Raw genomic sequence first — 23,507 nt, 5'->3', positions numbered from 1 at the left:
AACCCTAGAGAACAAAATATCTGAAAAAGTTTCCTTAATTCAGGTTATCGACAGTTAAATTAATGGTACACTGACCAATAGTTTTTCGATATCTTTTTACCCGTCGATATTGAAAATATTCATTTATATTTCATATTTTTCAAAGGCATTATCGTTTCATGGCCGACACTAAGTCCGTATCTCGCAAAACCAAAGCTGTTATCGACCTCAGCGCTTTAATTAGCAATTATCAGTACCTCGCAAGTTTAGCGCCGCAAAGCAAAACCATGGCGGTTATTAAAGCCAATGCTTATGAACATGGTGCCATTGAAGTTGCCAAAGCACTAGAGCCTGTTGTGCCAGCCTTTGCCGTTGCCTTTGTCGATGAAGCTCTATTGCTAAGAAATGCCGGTATTACCAAAACGATCTTGGTTTTAGAAGGACCATTTAAAAAGTCTGACTTTAGCACTGCCATTGCGCACAAACTTACACTGATGCTACATACTCAGCAGCATATTGACTGGCTAAAAAATCAAGAACAATACAGACACGATACATGGATAAAAGTTGATACTGGCATGAATCGACTTGGTTTTCACTGCGATGAAGTTGCAGATGTCATCAGCCAACTTTCTCCATCACAACGAAAACAATTAGTACTATGCACGCATTTCTCCACTGCTGAAGTGCCTGAAAACCCAAAAACTGCCAGTCAAATTGCCAAACTAAATCAGCTCATTGAGCAGTTCTCCTGTCAATTTAGTATGGCAAACTCTGCCGGTATATTGAATTGGCCTGCCAGTCATGGCGATTTTAATCGTTTAGGATTAGCACTTTATGGCGTCAGTCCAATTAAGCCTTGCGCTATTGTTGAGCCACTTATCCCTGTTATGACATTACAAGCAAATATCATTGCTATTCATGCAATCAAGGCAGGTGAAACTGTCGGTTATGGTGATACCTGGCAAGCAAAAAGACCGACAACTATTGCTGTCATTGCCATCGGCTATGCTGATGGCTACCCTCGCAATGCAAAAGCTGGCACCCCAGTATATATCAATGGTCACATTGCCCCGCTTGCAGGACGCGTATCAATGGATATGATCACAATAGATATTACCGATATTAGCGATGTAGCCGTTGGCGATACCGTAGAACTTTGGGGTAAACATGTTTCAGTTGATACCGTAGCAGCGTATTCAGATACCATTAACTATGAGTTACTCACGCGCTTATCAGCACGCCTACCGAAAACCTTTGTGCAATCCTAGGTGCTGTTAATCTTTATTTAATAGTTCAGCTGACAATGTCACAACAAAAATGGACATCCGCTAATGAAGTGGCGCTGAGTGCGTTACTTCAATACGATTTCTGCCTTTCTTTTTCGCTTGATACATGGCTTGATCGGCATCATTGATCAGCTGTTCAAAGCTTTTATGTCGTTCTGTCATTTCAGTAATACCAATGCTGACGGTCAAATAAACGTCCTTATCATCAGCTTTAAGGGCATGTGATGCCAGTGATTGCTGAATTCTCTTGGCAAAATCAATACCTCCTTGCTCATCACATTCTGGCAAGATGATAATAAACTCTTCTCCGCCGTAACGAGCCAAAAAATCCACCTCTCGAATGGTTTGTTTACATGTTTGGCATAAATGCTGTAACAATTTATCACCAAATAGATGACCAAATTCATCATTGATATCTTTAAAAAAGTCACAATCGAGCAGGACTAAGGTTAATTGCTTTTGATTACGTAACACACGCGAAAATTCCATATGACCACGTTCAAAAAGTGCTCTTCTATTGGCTACTTGCGTTAATGGGTCGGTATTTGAAAGTTGCTCTAATGAATGGGTGCGCTCTTCAACCACCTTTTTCATCACCTCTAAGGAAACCATAGTTTCGTTTAACTTAAGATTCATAGCATTAAATGCTTGAGCAATACTATTAAACTCAGGGGTATTATGGGTTAACTTAATTTTTTGAAAATGGCCACTATGATTCTCTTGAAAAGCGTAAGTAACCTCTTGTAGTGACTTTTTAAACACCTTAGTTAACTTCACAGCGCCGTATAATAAAACGGCTATACACAATAAAAATAACAACAAAATAAACACTACCTGCCTTTCAATCACCTGATTTATATCTTGCTGAACATTTGCAGATAATTGCACAGAGTCAGCCCTAATCGACTCTAATTGGCTGATCAAACGAGATAATAAATGCTCTCTTATTGAGCTGTTAACCGGCGCTAGTTTAACAATTTCACTATATAAGCGAGTAACGCTATGGCTTTGGCTATTAATGCTATTTTGAATAGTCTGCTGTTTTGGTGTCAGTTTAGGTGCTCTTTCTAGTATATTTAGCAATTTCTGATGCAATAAAAGCCAAGCTTCATCTTTATGCAAACTGGCATATAACTGATTACTAATAATATGTTGAGTTAAGCTATTGGTATGGTTATCTACTTGTTGCGCATATTTTTCACGTTTAAACGCCAATTCAATTTTTTGCGAAGCCCAGAGAATGCTGGCCAATAAAATAGCAAATAAAAAACAGCAGCCCACAGTAAAAATATAAATCCTTTGCGTTAAACTAAACTGCATGTGCATATACTCCATTATAAAGACAAGGTGACCGCTCCAGAGTCAACTTGTAGCAAGGCTCGGCTATCAATAAAATGATTAAATTGTGGTAGTTGCTTATGATCACTCACCTGGCTTTCTGCCAACCAAAGTGCTTGCGCTTTGATAGATAACAACAAAGATTGATTAAGGCTCAGCTTAAAAATGTAATCAGGCCAGACCCAGTCTATAAAATCAGGCTCAAGTCCTAATTCATTAATAACAATATTCTGTGCTGCTTGAGGCTTTGACGAAATAAAGTCAATCGCTTTGGCTAGTCCTTCAATGACACATTTTGCTTTATTGACGGTGACATTATCTGCAGGTAGAGAAATTAAATTAAAACTAAGACTATTAAGGTTTTTGGTATCATGAAGGTTAATTTCATTACCAAGTAAATGAATACTTTTAAAAGCAAATGGCTCCCAAGGCACAATCGCGTCGACTTCATTATTTAAATAGGCCGTTAACAACTGCTCAGGTTTATAATTTACTAAATCAACATCAGCAACTGACATACCATTCATCGCAAGCAAGCTACTAAGAAAATATTCACTCGCGGTCACTTTGGTCACGCCAACTCGCCTAGCCCTTAAATCAGCAATAGTTTTAATTTCGGCTGATGGCCTTGAAAGTAACTTTACATCATTATCAGAGTGAACAAAGGTAGCGTGACTAACAAATTTTTTTTGCGCTAAACTTTGAAAGGCAATAACAGAATCTGAAATTGTGCCAAAATCAGCCTGACCTGACATAACATTAGTAAAGGCCATTTGCCCACCAATGACATGATGAAACTCAACATCAACACAGGTATTTTTAAAGGCGTCGATTGATTTAGCCACATAAAAAGGCGTAGATAGCGGTGTTTTAGAAACAGCAATAACAACGGGCAGTTTTTCAGGTTGCCAAAATGACTGAATGCGACTAAAAATAAAGCCTGCGAACAACAAACAGACTACCGCGGCAAACAGCCCAAAATTCCTTTTAACCACTACAGACAACCTATTTTATACTAAACATCCTATCAGTATAGAAAAGAATACCTTAAATTGTATGTTTAACAAACAATTTCAGTGATTATTCAATGCCTATATACTTATGTACCTGTACCGATAGACGCCAATTATTTTCAATACAGGTTGCAATCGCTAATTCAGTCGCCCGTTGCTTTTGACTAATAGGCTGCAAATAAACCGGCGTATTGGTTACCTTATGTTTAGCAAGCAATGATTTAAGATCGTCAACATGTTGCTCAGTTGCCACCGGGTGTTTAATTTCATTTGCTCGTTTCATGGCGCTGGCCAGAATTTCATAACCTCCACGCATGTTTACTTTAGGAGAAACCGTCACCCAGCAATCTTTAGTAGTGCGAACATCAAAAGTACCTGATGTTTCTATCTGACAGCTATAACCTGCTTTTTCTAATGTTTGGCATAATGGCGTTAAATCCACCATACAAGGCTCACCACCGGTGATCACGATATGCTTAGCTTTAAAACCTTGCACTTTAAATAAGCTAAGAATTTGCTCAGGAGAAAAGCTTGCCCATTGCGATGTTTCTTGTGTTTTGGCAATAATTTGCTCTTTTGTTACTTTATCTTCGAGTTCTATTTCCCATGTATGCTTGGTATCACACCAAGAACAGGCAACAGGACAGCCCTGTAAACGAATGAAAATAGAAGGCTGGCCTGTAAATGCACCTTCTCCTTGAATTGTTTCAAACAATTCGTTGATTTTATATTCTACGGTATTCACTTTATGCTTTAGCCTATGAGGTATTTCAAGTAAAATGCTAATTTGCTTACAGTAAGCAAAATGTTTTTTTATTATACCTCAAGAGACTCGTCTAATGACTGAAAAAGTTGTTGTTATTTATTCTGGTGGCATGGACTCATTCACCGTACTCAATCGCGCCCTGAAAGATGGCAAGCAAGTCTATGCATTATCCTTTGATTATGGGCAACGTCACGTTAAAGAATTAGACTGCGCACGCACTGTGTGCAACAAGCTAAAAATAGAACATAAAGTCATTGATATTTCTGCGATAAACCAACTTTTAGCCGGCTCATCTTTAACTGATGATATTGAGATACCAGAAGGTCATTATGAAGCGGAAAATATGAAGTCTACCGTAGTGCCTAATCGCAATATGATTTTACTTTCTCTTGCGGTGGGTTATGCGGTATCGGTTGGTGCTAGCCAAGTATACTATGGCGCTCATTCAGGCGATCATGCAATTTACCCTGATTGTCGTCCAGAGTTTGTCATGAAAATGAATGATGTCTGTAAAATCGCTAACTATGAAAGCGTCGAGATTTTTAGTCCCTACTTAACAGTAGATAAAACCGCTATTTTAGCTGATGGCCTGGCTATGGGGCTTGATTACAGTAACACCTGGACCTGTTACAATGGCCGCGAAAAAGCCTGCGGTAAATGTGGCGCATGCCAAGAGCGTCTTGAAGCATTTCGCGATAACAATGAAGTAGACCCTATCAGCTACGAAAGCAGCTTATAATTTTAATAAAGTGCACTCATGATAAAGCGTCAGAAGACAACAAATGATGTTAAGCCATCACTGCGAATAAGAACTTATCAAGTTTTAGAGTCTGAAGCTCACAAGAGTGTGCTAGCTAAATGTGTAACCTACTTTTTAGTCATCTTAATTATTAGCAATGTTATTGCAGCTATTTTAGCCTCTGAAGCCAGTTATCATCAAAGATTTAAGCAGCAATTCTATCTTTTTGAATTTATCTCACTGAGTATCTTTTGTTTAGAATACCTATTACGCGTATGGTGCTGTGTTGAAGCGCCTAAGTATCACGGCATGTCGGCCACTAAAGCCCGACTTCGCTACGCTATAAGTCCAGTAGCTTTAATTGACTTGATAACAATTTTACCTTTTATCATCGCAATGTTTTTATCCTTAGATTTACGTGCGTTACGTTTATTAAGGGTGTTAAGGCTACTAAAACTCACCCACTACTTTAAAGGTTTTAATATCTTTATCACAGTAGTCAATAAAGAGCTTAAAAGTATTACCGCCGCCATGATGGTGATCTTATTCCTTATCGTAATTGCCGCTAGCTTAATGCACGCGGTCGAAGGTAAGGTGCAACCAGAATACTTTGGCAGCATTTTGCGCTCACTATGGTGGGCAGTAGTAACTATGACTACCGTTGGCTATGGTGATGTGGTACCAATCACCCCGTTAGGTAAACTTATTTCTACCTTTATTATGTTAATTGGTGTAGGTTTAGTGGCCTTACCTGCCGGTATGCTAGCGGCACGCTTTGGTGAAGAATTAAGAGAGCGAAAAAAGAAACTTGATGTCTATATTGAAAGTGCTTTAACCGACGGTACTATCGATAGACACGAGTACCAAGCGCTAACCGATCTCGCAGACAAGTTGGAAATAAGCCCAGAAGATTTACATCGCAGCATTCGTTTAATTAAGCAAGGAAAACACGGTAAACACTGCCCTCACTGCGGAAAATAACGAAAATAAAGTATTATACAAATTTGATTAAATATTTAGTCACTTAGAGTTACAAGAATAGCATTAGAACAAACAAGATTTATGAAGATATAGTCGCTCTACATCAAATAAATATTGTGCGGTTATCATGTTATTCTTGAACTCCCAAAGGGCGAGTTTAAAAGGCTTATACCCAGCGTTGCTAATTTTAACAAGGGAATAACCATTCTTTGCAATTAGCGCCTTGCTTATAAGCCTTTTAATTCTCGCTAAATGATCAAATACTTAATCAATTTGGTATTATATTGTATAAAAGCCTTAAGTAGCTTTAATAATAAATGCCGTAATTTTAATTACTTAAATTACTATAGAATATTATCTTCCTTTGATTTTCTTTTAATAAAAAATCCTTCTAACCCGCGTCATTACTTGTTCTAGACTTAATAGGTGTCCAATTTTTTTCTAAGGATTACCTATGAGCGCTACCTGGAAATATCAAGCAAAGTGCTTAAACCAAATGATCAATGCCAACAATGAAACACAAGCTCATCTGTATTTAGAGCAGCTGTTATTGTTTCCCGTGGATATTCAAGATCGTATTATTGAAGAAATAAGTCATTTAAGTAACTGTAATAGTACCGCTGTGGCCAATATTATTGGTCAATATTCAATAGTCGACCTTAAATGACTTACCCGTAAACCGCCCGTTAACTCGATAATTGCGCTAGTCTTAGCTTAGCAATATCATCACGAATAGCAGCAGCTTGTTCAAACTCGAGGTTTTGCGCATGAGCAAGCATGTCCTTTTCAAGCTGCGCTATTTTTTCATCAATTTCTTTGGTTGTCAGCATTGGCGCATCAACTTGATAATTCGCTGTTTGCTGGGCAACTTTATCTAGCGCCTGTGCATCGCTATAACCATCAACATCCATGACATCCGTTATTTTTCTGATAACGCCTTTAGGCTGAATATTATTGTCAATATTATACTGATGCTGCTTAGCCCTACGACGCTCAGTTTCATCTATCGCCGTGCGCATAGAGCCAGTAATTCTATCTGCATATAAAATAGCTTTACCATTGATATTACGCGCAGCACGGCCAATGGTTTGAATAAGTGAACGCTCTGAACGTAAAAAGCCTTCCTTATCTGCATCTAAAATCGCCACAAGCGACACTTCAGGCATATCCAAGCCTTCGCGCAACAAGTTAATACCGATAAGGACATCAAACTTACCTAAACGAAAATCTCGAATGATCTCCATTCGCTCAACCGTATCAACATCTGAATGTAAGTAGCGAGTTTTAATGCCGTGTTCATCTAAATAATCGGTTAAATCTTCTGCCATACGTTTAGTAAGTGTGGTGGCAAGAACACGTTCATTTAACGGTACGCGCTTATTAATTTCTGAGAGTAAATCATCAACTTGTGTTTCTACTGGCCGCACTTCAATTTCTGGATCTAACAATCCAGTAGGCCTAACCACTTGCTCAGCAATATCACCTGATGATTTTTCTATTTCATATTTGCTCGGTGTTGCTGAAACATAAATAGTTTGTGGTGCTAACGCTTCGAACTCTTCAAATTTCATTGGTCTATTATCAAGTGCTGAAGGAAGCCTAAAGCCGTACTGCACTAGATTTTCTTTACGGGATCTATCGCCTTTATACATAGCGCCAATTTGCGGTACGGTGACATGTGACTCGTCAATAATCAATAAACCATCATCAGGCAAATAGTCAAACAAGGTTGGCGGCGCCTCACCTGGCTCTCTTCCCGATAAATACCTTGAATAGTTTTCAATGCCTGAGCAATAGCCAAGCTCAGTCATCATTTCAATATCAAATTGTGTTCGCTGACTGATACGCTGCTCTTCAACTAACTTGTTATTATCTTTTAATTGCTGTGCCCTGTCCTTTAATTCAATTTTAATTGACTCAACCGCCGCTAAGATTTTATCTCTGGGTGTTGCATAATGCGTTTTAGGATAAATAGTCACACGCGCTAAGGTTCTTTCCACTTGCCCTGTTAGCGGGTCAAACTGGCTGATACGTTCAATCTCCTCATCAAACAGCTCTACCCGTAACGCTAAGCGGTCAGATTCAGCCGGAAAGATATCGATAACATCACCGCGAACTCGATAGGTTGCCCGAGCAAAGGCGACATCATTACGGGTATATTGTAACTCTGCTAATCGCCTTAAAATATCACGCTGATTGATAATATCGCCAACACTGATGTGTAGCATCATCTTCAAGTAAGAATCAGGGTCGCCAAGACCGTAAATTGCTGATACTGATGCAATAATGATCACATCTCGACGCTCTAATAAAGCTTTCGTGGCCGATAACCTCATTTGCTCAATGTGTTCATTTACCGAGGCATCTTTCTCTATAAAGGTATCGGTTGTTGGCACATAGGCTTCAGGTTGGTAGTAGTCATAGTAAGAGACAAAATATTCAACAGCATTGTTTGGAAAGAATTCTTTCATTTCCCCATAAAGCTGTGCTGCTAAGGTTTTATTAGGCGCTAACATCATGGTGGGACGATTAAGCTTCTCGATAACGTTAGCAATAGTAAAGGTTTTACCTGAGCCAGTCACACCAAGTAGCGTTTGATGAGCTAAACCTGACTCAATACCATCAAGCAATTGTTTAATGGCCGTGGGCTGATCGCCGCTTGGCGTATAATCAGAGGCTAATGTTAATGACTTCATATTGACTCTACCTGTGATACTGAACTGGTACTAGTAAACTGTTTGCTAAATAATCTATACGAGATCGTCGCCATAAGGACATTACCCAATAACGCACCGATGAAAAAGCCTTGTAAACCATAAAGGTATGAACCTAAATAAGCTAATGGCACATAACAAACAAATAATCTAACAATACTTAACCACAGTGCAATCATAGGCTTGTGCAGTGCATTAAAAGATGAATTCGTTAAAATAATGATCCCCTGCAAACCATAACCCAGCGGTAAAATCCAAATAAATAACTTGATGATATCTTCAACGGCTTGCTCTTTGGCAAATGCGCTTGCTATCCATGGAGCTAAGCCAACGAGAATAACAAAAATAACTAACTGCCATAGCATGACAAATTTAACTGACACCTTATAAGCTTCTTCAACACGATGCATATGCCCTGCACCAAAGTTCTGACTAATAAAAGGCGGTAATGTCATTGACATAGCAAGTACAACTAAACAGGCAATTGACTCGATACGAGAGCCAACACCAAAAGCCGCAACCGCAGATTCACCATAAGTGGCAACAATCGCGGTCATTATCGCTGCCGCTATTGGTGTTAACATATTAGCGCCAGCAGCAGGTAAACCAATTTTTAAAATACTCTTACAAGCCGGTAGTAATTTGTGAAACGGGATAATATGAGTATGAATTAAATCTAATTTACGCGTTAAAATATTAAGCACAAAGGCTAAACCAAATATCCAAGAAACTAGCGTGGCTATTGCTGCCCCTTTTATGCCAATCGCAGGTATGGGGCCTAAACCAAAAATAAAAATAGGATCAAGTATCGCGTTAACTAAACCGGCACTGCCCATAACCAGACTGGGCGTTTTGGTGTCTCCTGACGCCCTTAAAATAGCGTTACCTATCATAGGACCAATTAAGCAAACACTTCCTATATACCAAATATCAATATAATCATGTATTAACGGTAACAATGAAGCTTGTGCGCCCAATAGAGTAAACAATTCATCGGTAAACAGATAACCAACAAAGGATAAACTGGCAACAATAATCGCAGCTAAATACATAGCGGCTGTTGCAGAGTCTTTCGCCGTACATTGATCTTTTTTGCCGAGTAATTTAGCAATAACCGCTGAAGTACCTATGCCTAAACCAATAGTTAAACTGAGTACGGTAAAGGTCACAGGAAAAGTAAAGCTAATGGCAGCTAATGGTTGCGTGCCTAATAAGCCGACAAAAAAAGTATCGACCAGATTAAAAGTCATTAACAATACCATGCCGTATATCATAGGTATGGTCATTTGTTTTAATGTATCAGCAACAGGGGCTTCTAGCAGATTAGCACGCCTTTTACTCGGCGCAGAATTTGATTCTTTGGTCATTTAGTCTTATCAGTGGTTGGTATTTGTTAGCAAAGCAACACCTATTGTAAAAGAAATAGCTATTTTTACCTAGTATTACCCCAAAGTTGATTTAATAAAGGTGTAAGTAAGCATTTCAATAACAACAGGGACATTCATTCTTAGCTAACAGCAAATGAAATACCATAAACGACAAAGACTTAGTAAATAATTGAAGGAGTATACACACCTAAATAAGGCTAACGCCATGAATGTTCAAAAATCACCCTAAGTAGACAAAAAACCAACAAACCAAGATAACCTTTTGAAACTAAAGAAAAATAAAAATATGTAAAAATCATTTGACTTGCTTGTAGACCAGTAAAAACGAAAATGTACGATTTCATTACACTTTAACTCACAAAGTTATCCACAACTTTAGTGGATAAAGTTTTACTCGGATATAGGGTCAAGATTTGACCAAAGTAAGGTTATTTTTAACAGGCGAGAATAATATGCTTTATGCCTTTACTCTCGCCATAAGGATACAGCTCTGAACTGTTTAAATGACTATTTCAATTGGTATTATTTATAGCTTAGCCAAGGCATTGGCTAAATCGGCAATTAAATCTTCCGCATTTTCTAGACCAATCGATATTCTCATATCGCTATACGAAATTCCCATGCGCTGCATATGCTCAGGCGTCTGCTCAACACTACAACTAATCGCAGGTGCATATATCAGGCTTTCATGCCCTCCCCAACTAACTCCCTTTTGAAATAAGATCAGGGCATTAAAAAACTTTTTGATCTTTGCTAAGTCATCGGTATTAAGTTTAAAACTAAATAAACCACTAAACCCTGTCATTTGTTGCCTTGCAAGCGAGGCTTGCGCAAATGATGGCAAGCCAGGATAAAATACTTTAGCAACTTGGGGTTGTTGTTGTAAAAACTCAGCCACACGCAGCGCGCTTTGTTGATGCCTTTCCATTCTCAGAGGCAAGGTACGTAAACTTCTAAGCAGCATACTTGCTTCCACAGGGGCAAGCTTAGCTCCTAGTAACTCGTACTCTTGTAAGCAAATGTCTTTAATTAACGACTGGCGAGCAATTAAAGCCCCGGCAATGATATCACTGTGGCCGCCAAGATATTTTGAGCAAGAGTGTACCTCTAAATCAATCCCTAACGCCAAAGGCTTTTGATAGATTGGCGTTGCCCAAGTGTTATCTATCATAGTGGCAATATTATGTTTTTTCGCTAACGCGCTAATTTGTTCTAAATCTTGTAAAGAGAAAACCACAGAGGATGGGCTTTCAAGATAAATCAATCGAGTATTCGGCTTTATTGCCTGCTCAATTTCATTAAGGCACTCACCAGATACATAGCTTACTTCAACACCCATTTTAGCAACGAGCACATTGCGTATTAAGGTGGCTGTTGGTCCGTAAATATTTTTTAAGGTGATCAAGTGATCGCCCTGAGCTAAAAAATGAATAATGCCTGCCGATATTGCTGCCATGCCAGAGGAAAACAGCTTAGCTTTTTCACCACCAGCAAGTGAGGCGAGTTTTTGCTCGACAAATTGCACCGTAGGATTATTTCCTCGCGTATAAATCACGCTATTTTCTTTATCGGCAAAAGCCTGCTCTAATGACTCCCAGCTATCAAAAGTAAATAATGAACTTTGATAAACAGGCGGTACGACTGCGCCATAGGGATCAATATTATTGTCACCATCAAAAACTAACTCTGTGATTGGCTGTTGTTTTCTCATCTTTTCTATACCCGTTACTTTCTCTAAGGCAATAACCTCAACTATCCGTTTACATCCATTACCTGTTATTAAGGTAAAGGTACAATCCGCGCCGCCCAGCCGCCATTAGGGGCTAAAGTTACGCTAAACTTACTTTGCTTGGTTACTGTGGTGATATCTTGGCGGATATCACTCGCGTATTTATCAGCATTTATACCATCAGCCATTGACGTTAATTGATAGCGCCCAGCTGATAAAAAATTCAAATCTAGATCAAATGTTCTTGCTTGCTCGTTGCCCATAATACCGATATACCATGCTTTGTCAGAACGTCGTGCCGTTATAATATGATCCTGAAATTTAGCCGATAGCACTTGAGTTTCATCCCAAACCGTTGGTATATGACTAATAAATTCTGTGCTTGGCTTATTGGCTAAATAATTCGATGGGCTATCTGCTAGCATTTGTAAGGGGCTTTCAAAGACAATATATAAAGCAATTTGATGGGCACGAGTCGTTTTGCTCATCGGGCGATTAAAAGACACGCTGAAATTTTCCGGCTGACTATTAACCATAGCCCCTGGGGTATAATCCATAGGTCCTGCTAGCATACGAATAAAAGGTAAGGTCAAATTATGTTTTGAAGTAATATAATCAGCCCACTTATTATGCTCTAAGCCCCTAACCCCTTCCCTAGTAATCACATTTGGGTAAGTTCGTCGTAACCCTGCTGGTTTATATGAGCCATGAAAATTCACCAATAACTTATTATCCGCTGCAACTTTAGCCACACGCCAATAATACTGCACCATGGCTTGATCGTCTCGCTGCATAAAGTCCACTTTAATGCCTTTCACTCCCCAGTCAGCATATTGCGCGAGAATATTTTCTAGATCAGCGGCTACGGTTTCCCATATAACCCATAAAATAATATCAACATTTTTACTCTGTCCGTAAGCAATCAGGTGTGCTAAATCGATATCAGGTACTATCTTTAATGCATCACCTAACTCATACCAACCTTCATCAAGAATGATGTATTCAATACCATACTCTGCGGCAAAATCTATATAATGTTTATAGGTTTGTGTATTAATACCTGCTTTAAAGTCAACACCATAAAGGTTATTGGCATTCCACCAATCCCAAGCGACTTTACCTGGTTTTATCCATGAGGGATCTTCAATCGCTAATTCATTAGCCAACAAAAAAGATAACTCATTGGTTAGCAGCTGTTCATCTGTTTGACTAATAGCAAAAATGCGCCATGGAAAATCCTTTTTCTGCTTGCTAGTTTGCTTAGCAATATCATCATATCTTTGTTTAATATCTTGGTTTCTATCTGAGCCAGGCTTTAATTGCGCAACTTTAACCCGCTTAGGATGCACACCTGATAAGCTGTGATTATTGCCACCAACAACCCATAGCCCAGGATAATCATGCAGCGCTGTTTCAGTAAATACTATTTTTTGTTTCGGGGTTTGCACCAGTAATGGCAAACTCGCTAAATCTTGCTCAGTTAATTGATTTAAACGAGTCGGTAAATAAGCACGTTCATTATGAGAGTAAAAACTCTTCTCTTTTGGATAAAAAACCTTATAGTTTTCATTAAAGGCTAAAGTCATTTCTTCATTTAAAACAGTCAACTCACGCGCGGCATCGCTTCTAAAGCGATATGCAACACCTTCATTGAAAACACGAAATTCAAGTAAGATATGCTGCAAAAAACGTATAGTAAGTTGATTATAGTGCTCAATAATATGCTGAGATTTTTGCTGTACAACCGGCGTAATCGTTCGTGTTGTTGAGCTGACATTATGGGATTGATAGTGCAAACCATTATTAGTAATATCAGCCAAATGAATACCAGCTGATGCCTGTGAAATAATCAGCTCTTGATGTGAAAGTACATCATATTGCACTTTGCCAGACGCGGTATTCACCCTAACCGTAATGTTTTTATCAGGTGAAGATATCTCTATAACCTGAGCCATGGCAGGGAAAACCAAGCAAGTAAACACAGTGAAAAAAAGTATCTTACGCATATATCAACCTATTAAGAACAGACCACATTAGCGGCTAAAAATCATGTCAAAGATAGATTTAATCATGGCTTTTACCTAATAACGTATCGGTTATAAAACAATTTCTCCTAAAAAATAGCGTAAGAAATAATGAAGTCTCTTTATTGTTCATACCAAGTAAGATAACGATTTAAGCTATTCAGCGCTGTGCCTATTGAGTGTCTTCAAATAGTCAATTCAATTGCTATGGTTTTAGGCAAGCGACTCTTTAAAGGCCAACCTTGAAAATAACCATATGTCATAAACATTGACCTTTTCCAATTTCCAAAAATATTCAACAGGAATATGAGTATGTTAAAGCTTACTGAGCACGCATAAATTATCTACGAATGTCGCATTAAAAACACTCTGAGTGAGCATATTTCAAGCAAACAGCATGCTAATTGTTTTTTTTGTAATTTTTGTATTGACACTGCCGCCTCAGGACTTTAATATTCCGCCCCGTTAGCCAAGATGCTAACGCAAAACGATTCCCCAATAGCTCAGTTGGTAGAGCGACGGACTGTTAATCCGTGTGTCACTGGTTCAAGCCCAGTTTGGGGAGCCACATTATAAATTGGTGATAACCTAATCAAAGCGTGTATCACTGATTGGTACTCAAGTATCACTTGAGAAACCAGATCAACTTCACTAATAAACAGAAGTTTAAAAAGTTTATTCCCCAATAGCTCAGTTGGTAGAGCGACGGACTGTTAATCCGTGTGTCACTGGTTCAAGCCCAGTTTGGGGAGCCACATTATAAATTGGTGATAACCTAATCAAAGCGTGTATTACTGATTGATGCTCAAGTATAACTTGAGAAACCAGATTAACTTCACTAATAAACAGAAGTTTAAAAAGTTTATTCCCCAATAGCTCAGTTGGTAGAGCGACGGACTGTTAATCCGTGTGTCACTGGTTCAAGCCCAGTTTGGGGAGCCACATAAAGAAACCTGCTACGGCAGGTTTTTTTTCGTCTTGAAAAAATAAATGAAATATTCTTCCTTTAATAACTCAATTGCTAGAGCGACAGACTGTACTCTCTATAATAAAAGCGTATGTCACTGAGATACTCAAAAGGCTACAACAATTGTAACCTTTTATATCTACTAAGTTCTTGCCAGCAGGCTAAGCGACACCAGCTACACTTTCACACTTTTTTGACTTTGAAGAAAAAATACTTTTTACATCTTCAATCAGCATATAGTTAATTGGCACTAATAACAGTGTAATAAATGTGGCAAAGATAATGCCAAAGCCTAGGGAAACAGCCATAGGTATCAAAAATTGTGCTTGTGTTTCTTTTTCAAAGAGTAACGGCATCAAGCCTATAAAAGTAGTTAACGACGTTAACATAACCGGCCTAAACCGCGCTTGACCAGCTTTGACAACGGAGTCAAGCACAGAGCCTGTTTTAGCCTTAGTTTTATTAATAAAGTCGACAAGCACTAAACTATCATTAACTACCACACCAATTAACGCCATTAAACCAAGCATACTCATAATGGTAAGGTTCATGCCCATGATCCAATGACCAATAACAGCACCTATGGCACCAAAAGGAATAACTGACATAACAATAATAGGCTGTAAATACGATTTAAACGGTATGGCAAGTAAGCAATAAATAATAAAGAACACAAACACTAAACCTATTGCTAAGCTGTTAAAAGATTCCGCCTGCTCTCTCGCCTCACCTTCTAAGGTATAGGTCATGCCAGGGTATTTTAAGAGTAACGCTTGTAAAAAGTTTTCTAGATCTGTATTTAACACGAGCATGTTGGTTTTTTCTTTATCGACATCGGCAGTAATATTCACGGTGCGATATCTATCAATACGCCTAATTTCACTTGGGCTTTTCCCTGGTGTTAGTGTGGCAACATGCGATAAAGGTACTTGTCCACCTGATGGGGTACTAATTAACATATCGGTTAAATTGGCAATTGATAACCGTTCTTCAAGCGGAAACCTTAACATCACCCTAACATCATCTCTGCCTCGCTGTATGCGCTGTACTTCTGCACCAAAAAACGCATCCCTAACTTGTCTAAGCACACTAGTACGGGTCATCCCCATTGCATAGCCCTGTTCAGTCAGCTCTATTTGCAGCTCTTCTTTACCGTCAGATAAACTATCTGAAATTTCAAAAGTAGTTGCATAAGTCGCAATTTGTTGTTTCACTTCGGTAGCGGCGAGTTTAAGCTGCTCTAAATCACTTGCAGCAAGTTGCACATCAATGGGATCGCCACCACGGCCGAACTCAGCTCTAAAAGTAACACTTTCAGCTCCTGGCAACGGCCCAATTAACTTTCGCCACTCCCTAACAATCTGACTCGAGCTAATACCACTGATATTTTTTTCAGCTGGTTGAATTTCAAAACGAACTTGCCCTTTATTACTGCCACCACGGCCTCCTGTAATGGCTAAAATATTAAGAATCAAACTTTCATCTTCACCATTTTTATATTGTTTTTGCAGCTGTTTGGCAGCACTTGCCATTTTGACAACATACAAGTCAACCACATCATAACTCGTACCAACAGGCATAGTTAAACTGGCTCGTACCGTTTCGCTGGGAATACGAGGCATAAAGGTAAATCGCATCCAACCGCTGGTAATAAAGGCAAGCATAACAATAAACACACCAATAAATAGCGAGAGAGTCAATAAACGATGCGCTAAGGCCTTTTCTAACAGTGGCTGATAATATTTTAAAATGCTTCGCTCAAAACCATCAGCAAACTTTTGTTGCCAAACAGAAAACCTTGATTGCTTTGCTTTTTCTTTACGTAACTTCAAATGCTTTAAATGTGACGGTAAAACAAATTTTGACTCTATTAATGAAAAGATGAGTACAGGAATCACTATAACCGGAATTTGCGCAAACATATTGCCGCGATGCCCTTCAATATAGGCTAAGGGTAAAAAAGCCGCCACGGTTGTTAAAATACCAAAGGTCACTGGTGTTGCGACTTCTTGTGTTCCTCTAATAGCCGCTTGCTCACCCGTTTCTGATGTTTGCAAATGTCGATAAACATTTTCACCTGTCACTATAGCATCATCAACAACAATACCCAGCACTAAGATAAAACCGAATAAACTCATAACATTAAGTGAAATACCGAAAAATGGCATAACGATAAATGCGCCCATAAAACTAATGGGAATTCCTACTGACACCCAAAAAGCTATCGAAGGTCTTAAAAATAAAGTCAGTAGTAGTAATACTAAGAAACCGCCTTGAAGTGCGTTAGAGATCAAGGTATTTAAACGCGCTTTAACTACTTGAGAGTCATCATCCCAATAACTTAAGCTATAGCCCTCAGGTAAGTCTTGCTGCCTTTTCTCGATATAATCTTTTACCGCATCTGCCACGCTAATCGCACTTTGATTACCAATTCGGTACACTTCAATTAGCGCAGCTTGTTGACCATTAAATCTTGCTCGTAATGGATTTTCTTCAAAACCATCCGTTAGTTGAGCAACATCAGCGAGTTTAATAATATTGCCATCGGTATGGGTTTTAATCACAATATTGTCAAATTCGTCTTTGCGATAAGCTTGTCCTTTCGTTCTAACTAAAATATCACCGCCATCGGTGCGAATATTACCTGCTGACATATCAACTGAGCTGGCATTAATCGCCGTAGCAATATCAGATAAGGTTAAGCCAAATTCGCGCAATTTATTTTGCTCGACAGCAATGGTAATTTCATAATCTCGCACAGCATCTAAGCTCACCTGAGTGACTTCAGGCAATCTCAATAAATCATCACGTACTTGCTCAGCAAATTCTTTAATTTCTTTTTCGCTATAAATTGAAGCAATCGTTACTGACAACACTTCCCGCTTACGTTGCTGCAGCGCTATGATTGGATTTTCTGCATCAACAGGAAAAGTATTAATAGCATCAACGCGGCTTTTAATATCTGCTAATAATTCTCTTGCACTAAAGCCAGACTCAGCTTCAATTGCCACAGACGCAGAGCCTTCCACTGACTTAGAGGTGATTTTTTCAATACCTTCTAAATCTTGTACCGCTTCCTCGATACGAATAGCAACGCCCTGCTCAACATCTTCTGGTGTTGCACCTCGTAAGCTAACCGTGACACTAATAACCTCAGATTCAAATTCAGGAAATACTTCCAACGGGATACGTGTTTTCACTGATAAAATGCCCACCATTAAAATGGTAATCATTAATAAATTAGCGGCAACGTGATTTTTGGCAAACCAAGCTATCATTATGATTCACCTCGCTTAGCTGCTCTTTTTTCATTTCTCTTTTTGCTGTTTTCTTGCTGCTTAACAGGCTCGCCATCTAATGCAGAAATTGACACTATCGTCCCTGAGTTAACTTGCCCTAAAGGCGTTAATACCAACTTATCTCCTTCGTTAAGCCCTGATTTAATTAATGCAAACGCGTCATTTTGCCAGGTAATGTTAATTTCCTGACGCAACAAAGTATTATTTTTCACCAGATAAACATAGCTTCCTTGATAAATAGCTTTATTCGGAATAATAAGTACTTGCTGTAACTGCTTTCCGGTGATTTTTGCACTAACATACTGACCAATTTTAATTGGCAGGACACTATCATTGTTTAGGCCATAAGGATCATCGATATGAGCGACAACAAATAACTGTTGCGAATTTTGATCAAACGCACCTTCGGTGCGCACAATTTTACCGCGCCATTGCTGCTTTACTGAAATATCAGAGCTAATAATTACCTCTGGTTGCTCCGACACTAGCGCACTGTTATAGCGACTGTTTTCAGGCAGATTGATAAAAGGCAGGTCATTGTTCTTAATAGGTAACCTAACTTCTACGTAATCAATGGCGTATATTTCCGCTAGCTGAGTATTTGATGAAACAACCTGACCAAGATCAACAAACTTTGTCAGAATACGCCCGGAAAAAGGTGCTACTATCTTAGTTCTTTCTAAAGCTAACTCTGCTTTTGAAAGGCTCGCTTCGGCAGATAACACATTCGCTTGTGCCGCCAATAACTGGGGCTTTCTTAGTACTAAATCCGGCGCTTGCTCGCTATTACCTAACCGTTGCCAATCTTGCAATGCTTGCTCAACTCTAGCCTGCTCTTCACTAAGTGCTTGTTTGGCAGTAAATAAACTCGCTTGAGCAATTTTAATTTCAACTTGATAATCTCTATCGTCAATTTCAACTAAAACTTCCCCCTGCTCAAAAAAGCCACCTTCACGAAAATTGGCAGAAATATAATTAATTTGGCCAGCAACTTGTGGTAATAACATACTTTGTGTGCGCGGCTTTACCGTGCCGTAACTCGATAAGTTTAATGCAATATCACGCTTTGCTATGGTTTGCGCCTCAACCACCAATTGTGGCTTGCTACTTGGCTTTGAACGTTTACTCTCGGGCGGATTACTGGTTATCACATAAGCAATACCAATAAAAGTTAGCAATACGGCAAGGGGGATAAGTTTTCGGGTCATAGGCTTCATAGTAAATTCACATTTATATTGATATTTTTAAACAAAGGTTAACGAGCATTTTGCTGTTCAGCGGTATTATTTTCTGAGGTATTATTTTCTGAGGTATTAAAGTTACCGCCTAAAGCGATATAAACATCAATTCTGTTTTGCAATAATTGGTTGGTGAGCTGAATCAGTGTCGTTTGTGCATCAAACGCCCTGCGTTGCGACTCAAGCACTGTGGTATAGCTAACTAAACCTTTCAAATATTGGTTAAAAGATAAGTTCTCTGCTGCGATGGCATTGTCTTTAGCAAGATGGTAATACTTATGCTGCGCTTTTAAAGCATTACGGTTACTAATATGGTTTTCAACATTGGCGAAGGCTTGATAAACCTGCTGTAAATACTCTTGCTCTTTACGCACAACAGCCAACCTTGCCTGCTCCTCTAAAGAGGCTAACTTGCCCGCATTAAATAACGGCATGGTGATATTACCGACTAAAGACCAAGCAAGTGCATTGCCATCAAGTAAGTTATTTAATTCATCAGAGCTTTTGCCCGTGGTTGCATTAAGGGAAATACGTGGGAACTTCTCCTTATGAGCAACTGCCAACCCAGCATCTAACGCGAGTAATTCATACCAACTTGCCTTAATATCCATGCGGCGCGTTAATAACTCTGCTGGAATACCTGTTGGAATATCATCCTTAATTACCGGCAGTTTCTTACTTGCCTTTATCGAGGCATTGGGATAATCCCCCATAAGCAACTCTAAATTTCGACTTGCTTTTAATACTGCCTGTTGCTGCTCAGCAACTCTAGCAACTTCTCTATTTACATCATTTTGGGTCAGGTATACATCTAACGCTTCATTTAAACCTAAGCGATACGCGGCTTGTATTGTTGTTAAATTATCCTTTAAGTTTTTCGCGCGCTCTTGATATAAATCGAGTAGTTGACTTGCTTCTAACAAGTTAAACCAAGCGCTGGCAATTTCTGCAACGGTATTAATTCGGCTACCTTGATATTTAGCCTCTTGTGCCGCATAAGTTAATTTGTTCTGTAATTGTTGATCAGATAATTTTCCCCATAAATCAAGCTCATAAGCGAGCTGTAAACCAACTTCATTATTATTGTTATAGCTTTCACTCTCAGCAGAAACTTGCTTAGCACGTGAGCTCGACATGGCTAGAGATAGTTCAGGAAAGTCTGTTGCTTCTGCTACATTGAGCTTTTCTTTAGCAATAGCAACACTTGCTTGTTGCGCTTTTAATTGATAGTTGTTGCTCAAGGCATAGCGTACCATTTCTGTTAGCTTGGCATCATTAAGGCTAGCAAGCCAACCATCTAATGCTTGATAATCTTGAGCGCTATCTTTTGCCGAGCTCTGATTGCTGGGCGCTTTATTTCCTGATAACGTCATTTGCGATTGCCACTGCTCAGGGCTTTGCAAGTTTCTTGTTTTATCTGTTATCGCTGAATTACTAGCACATGCCGTTAAAGCAAAGACAACTAGCAGCAAACAACTACTTCGAAGTGGCGACTGATTAAAAACGTGATTAGGAATTATCTTTTCTTGTTTGTTAGACATTACTTTCATTTTTATGACTTCTTAAACAAACTACATCTCTATTTATTCAAGCATAATAATTAAAGAAACTCCCACAAACAAAGGACTTTACAAAAGTTTACACTGGCAATTTCGCTATTAACAACTGATAACAAAGGCCTGCTAAATTCTCTTTAAGAGTAAATTTCAGCCATAAAAAAACCTACCAGTTACGGTAGGTTCTTTACGATTAAAATCAGCAAGTAGTGTTATTTTTCCGTTATTAGCTCTTGCTTACTTTCAAAGTTAATCACTAACTTATCTTTTTTAACCGTTACTTTGGCAATACCACCTTGAGTTAACTCACCAAACAGTAACTCATTAGCCAGCTCTTTCTTAAGCTTCTCTTGAATTAAGCGCGACATAGGTCTTGCCCCCATGGCTTTATCATAGCCGTGTTCAGCAAGCCATAGTTTGGCTTCTTTACTAAGCTCTAATGAAACACCTTTTTCATCAAGTTGAGCTTGCAGTTCAACAATAAATTTATCAACAACTTGCTGAATTACCTCTGTAGATAAGTGATCAAACCAGACAATATTATCTAAACGGTTTCTAAATTCAGGCGAGAATACCTTATTGATTTCACTCATGGCATCCAAACTATGATCTTGTTGCTTAAAGCCAATCGATTGACGCACGGTCTCCTGCACACCAGCATTAGTTGTTAAAACTAAAATAACATTTCTAAAGTCAGCTTTACGGCCGTTGTTATCAGTTAACGTACCGTGATCCATCACCTGCAGTAAAATGTTGTAGACATCTTCATGAGCTTTCTCGATTTCATCCAGTAATACCACCGCATGCGGATGTTTTAAAACGGCATCCGTTAATAAACCACCTTGCTCATAACCAACATAACCAGGAGGCGCACCAATTAAGCGACTAACTGCGTGTTTCTCCATGTATTCAGACATGTCATATCTTAATAACTCTACACCTAATATTTTCGCCAGTTGCTGAGTCACTTCGGTTTTACCAACACCGGTAGGACCGGCGAATAAGAATGAACCAACAGGTTTTTCTTCATCACCTAAGCCTGCTCGCGATAGACGAATCACCGAGGTTAATTCTTCTATCGCCTGATCTTGACCAAAAACCACCAACTTTAAATTGCGATCTAAATTCTTCAGGCTATCTTTTTCCGTCAAGGACACAGATTTTTCCGGTATACGTGCCATTTTTGCCACTATGGTTTCAATATCCGTATTATTGATAACCTTCTTACGCTTGCTTGGTGCAACTAATTGCTGCTTAGCGCCTGCTTCATCAATCACATCAATGGCTTTATCAGGTAAAAAGCGCTCATTAATGTATTTAGCCGACAATTGGGCTGCCGCATGTAAGGCTTTATTGGTATAGCGAATGCCATGATGGCTTTCATACTTATCTTTTAGCCCCTGCAAGATTTTAGTGGTATCAGCAATGCTAGGCTCAGCAATATCAATTTTTTGAAAGCGTCGTGCGAGCGCGCGATCTTTTTCAAAGATACTTTGATATTCTTGATAAGTCGTTGAACCTAAACAACGTAACTTACCAGCAGACAATAACGGTTTAATTAAGTTAGAGGCATCCATCATGCCACCAGATGCAGCGCCAGCGCCTATAATCGTGTGAATTTCATCGATAAATAATACCGCATTGGTATCAGCTTCTAGCTCTTTTAATAATGCTTTAAAGCGTTTTTCAAAATCACCGCGATATTTAGTACCAGCTAATAACGCCCCCATATCTAAAGAATAGATAGTGGCATCACTTAAAAACTCCGGCACTTTCTCATTTACAATTAAATTAGCTAAGCCTTCAGCGATTGCAGTTTTACCAACCCCAGCTTCACCAACAAATAACGGATTATTTTTACGACGGCGACTTAACACTTGCAAGGTACGCTCTAACTCATCATCGCGACCAATCAGCGGATCAATATTTCCTTTTAACGCCTCTTCATTTAAATTAACTGAGAAATTTTCAATCGTTCTTGGCTCTTCCTCAGTTTGCTCTCCTTCACCAACCGTATGATTGGCATCGTTATTATCTATTTTCGCGATACCGTGAGAGATATAATTAACAATGTCTAAACGGCTAATATCTGCTTTCTTTAAAATGTAAGCAGCTTGCGATTCTTGTTCACTGAATATCGCCACTAATACATTTGAACCACTTACTTCGCTTTTACCTGAGGATTGCACATGAAAAACTGCGCGTTGCAATACCCGTTGAAAACCTAATGTTGGTTGAGTTTCCCTTTCTTCTTCACCTACAGGGATCATAGGTGTTGTTTCAGTAATAAAGTCTAATAAGCTCTTTCGTAATTTGTTTAAATCAGCCCCACATGCCCCTAAGGCTTCAATTGCAGACGGGTTGTCTAATAAGGCAAGCAATAAATGTTCTACCGTCATAAACTCATGGCGAGACTCTTTCGCTTGGCGAAAGGCTAAATTCAACGAGATTTCTAAGTCTTTGTTTAGCATAGGTACTCCAATTAAC

15 protein-coding genes and 3 tRNA genes are annotated in these 23,507 nt (G+C 39.0%); 7 read left to right on the top strand and 11 right to left on the bottom strand.

Annotation, left to right across the window (positions count from 1 at the left end; translation table 11 throughout):
- Positions 1–158 precede the first annotated feature (158 nt).
- Positions 159–1,250, top strand: a complete 1,092-nt coding sequence (alr, locus tag EMK97_RS01055) for an alanine racemase (RefSeq protein WP_130598615.1) — start codon at positions 159–161, stop codon at positions 1,248–1,250.
- Positions 1,251–1,310: 60 nt separating this feature from the next.
- Here the strand turns inward: alr and EMK97_RS01050 are convergent, their stop codons facing one another.
- From EMK97_RS01050 to queE, 3 genes are all read right to left on the bottom strand, one after another.
- On the bottom strand, positions 1,311–2,588 hold the full coding sequence (locus tag EMK97_RS01050) for a GGDEF domain-containing protein (protein ID WP_130598613.1): 1,278 nt from the start codon (positions 2,586–2,588) through the stop codon (positions 1,311–1,313).
- Positions 2,589–2,602: 14 nt separating this feature from the next.
- Complete coding sequence (locus EMK97_RS01045) at positions 2,603–3,601, bottom strand: ABC transporter substrate-binding protein (protein WP_246028848.1); 999 nt, start codon at positions 3,599–3,601, stop codon at positions 2,603–2,605.
- Between the two features lie 85 nt (positions 3,602–3,686).
- Positions 3,687–4,364 (bottom strand): 7-carboxy-7-deazaguanine synthase QueE, encoded by a 678-nt coding sequence (gene queE, locus EMK97_RS01040; protein ID WP_130598609.1) that lies wholly within the window; start codon positions 4,362–4,364, stop codon positions 3,687–3,689.
- A 94-nt stretch (positions 4,365–4,458) separates the two neighbouring features.
- On the opposite strand from queE, the gene queC reads away from it, so the two are divergent.
- The 3 genes from queC to EMK97_RS01025 all read left to right on the top strand — a co-directional run bounded on the left by queC (position 4,459) and on the right by EMK97_RS01025 (position 6,772).
- On the top strand, positions 4,459–5,124 hold the full coding sequence (gene queC, locus EMK97_RS01035) for a 7-cyano-7-deazaguanine synthase QueC (RefSeq protein ID WP_130598607.1): 666 nt from the start codon (positions 4,459–4,461) through the stop codon (positions 5,122–5,124).
- Positions 5,125–5,142: 18 nt separating this feature from the next.
- Positions 5,143–6,105: an ion transporter gene (locus tag EMK97_RS01030; RefSeq protein WP_130598605.1), complete on the top strand. Its 963-nt coding sequence runs from the start codon at positions 5,143–5,145 to the stop codon at positions 6,103–6,105.
- A gap of 454 nt (positions 6,106–6,559) precedes the next feature.
- Entirely contained in the window at positions 6,560–6,772 is a 213-nt protein-coding gene (locus tag EMK97_RS01025; RefSeq protein ID WP_130598603.1) for a hypothetical protein, read from the top strand.
- Between the two features lie 19 nt (positions 6,773–6,791).
- Here EMK97_RS01025 and uvrB read toward each other — a convergent pair whose 3' ends face one another.
- The 4 genes from uvrB to EMK97_RS01005 all read right to left on the bottom strand — a co-directional run bounded on the left by uvrB (position 6,792) and on the right by EMK97_RS01005 (position 13,942).
- Complete coding sequence (gene uvrB / locus EMK97_RS01020; RefSeq protein WP_130598601.1) at positions 6,792–8,801, bottom strand: excinuclease ABC subunit UvrB; 2,010 nt, start codon at positions 8,799–8,801, stop codon at positions 6,792–6,794.
- Complete coding sequence (locus tag EMK97_RS01015) at positions 8,798–10,186, bottom strand: MATE family efflux transporter (protein WP_130598599.1); 1,389 nt, start codon at positions 10,184–10,186, stop codon at positions 8,798–8,800. The genes uvrB and EMK97_RS01015 overlap by 4 nt, the downstream gene beginning before the upstream one ends.
- Before the next feature lie 547 nt (positions 10,187–10,733).
- Positions 10,734–11,918 carry a trans-sulfuration enzyme family protein gene (locus tag EMK97_RS01010; protein WP_130598597.1) on the bottom strand — a complete coding sequence of 395 codons (1,185 nt, stop codon included), beginning with the start codon at positions 11,916–11,918 and terminating at the stop codon, positions 10,734–10,736.
- Positions 11,919–11,986: 68 nt separating this feature from the next.
- Positions 11,987–13,942 (bottom strand): glycoside hydrolase family 97 protein, encoded by a 1,956-nt coding sequence (locus tag EMK97_RS01005; RefSeq protein ID WP_130598595.1) that lies wholly within the window; start codon positions 13,940–13,942, stop codon positions 11,987–11,989.
- A gap of 510 nt (positions 13,943–14,452) precedes the next feature.
- Here EMK97_RS01005 and EMK97_RS01000 point away from each other — a divergent pair.
- From EMK97_RS01000 to EMK97_RS00990, 3 genes are all read left to right on the top strand, one after another.
- Positions 14,453–14,528: transfer RNA gene (locus EMK97_RS01000), tRNA-Asn, on the top strand.
- 111 nt (positions 14,529–14,639) lie between these two features.
- A tRNA-Asn gene (locus tag EMK97_RS00995) sits at positions 14,640–14,715 on the top strand.
- Positions 14,716–14,826: 111 nt separating this feature from the next.
- A tRNA-Asn gene (locus tag EMK97_RS00990) sits at positions 14,827–14,902 on the top strand.
- Between the two features lie 186 nt (positions 14,903–15,088).
- Here the strand turns inward: EMK97_RS00990 and EMK97_RS00985 are convergent.
- The 4 genes from EMK97_RS00985 to clpA form a co-directional block, all read right to left on the bottom strand.
- Positions 15,089–18,205, bottom strand: coding sequence for an efflux RND transporter permease subunit (locus EMK97_RS00985; protein ID WP_130598593.1), 3,117 nt, complete (start codon positions 18,203–18,205; stop codon positions 15,089–15,091).
- Positions 18,205–19,443, bottom strand: a complete 1,239-nt coding sequence (locus EMK97_RS00980) for an efflux RND transporter periplasmic adaptor subunit (RefSeq protein WP_130598591.1) — start codon at positions 19,441–19,443, stop codon at positions 18,205–18,207. Before EMK97_RS00980 ends, EMK97_RS00985 begins: the two co-directional genes overlap by 1 nt.
- Positions 19,444–19,481: 38 nt before the next feature.
- On the bottom strand, positions 19,482–21,014 hold the full coding sequence (locus tag EMK97_RS00975; RefSeq protein ID WP_130598589.1) for an efflux transporter outer membrane subunit: 1,533 nt from the start codon (positions 21,012–21,014) through the stop codon (positions 19,482–19,484).
- A gap of 218 nt (positions 21,015–21,232) precedes the next feature.
- A complete protein-coding gene (clpA, locus tag EMK97_RS00970; protein ID WP_130598587.1) occupies positions 21,233–23,491 on the bottom strand; it encodes an ATP-dependent Clp protease ATP-binding subunit ClpA in 2,259 nt (752 codons plus the stop codon).
- Positions 23,492–23,507: the final 16 nt, after the last annotated feature.

The organism is Litorilituus sediminis (genome assembly GCF_004295665.1).
GTDB classification, from domain to species: Bacteria; Pseudomonadota; Gammaproteobacteria; order Enterobacterales; family Alteromonadaceae; genus Colwellia; species Colwellia sediminis.
The sequence above is the reverse complement of the archived record's forward strand: the minus strand, read 5'-3'. Positions and strand labels throughout refer to the sequence as shown.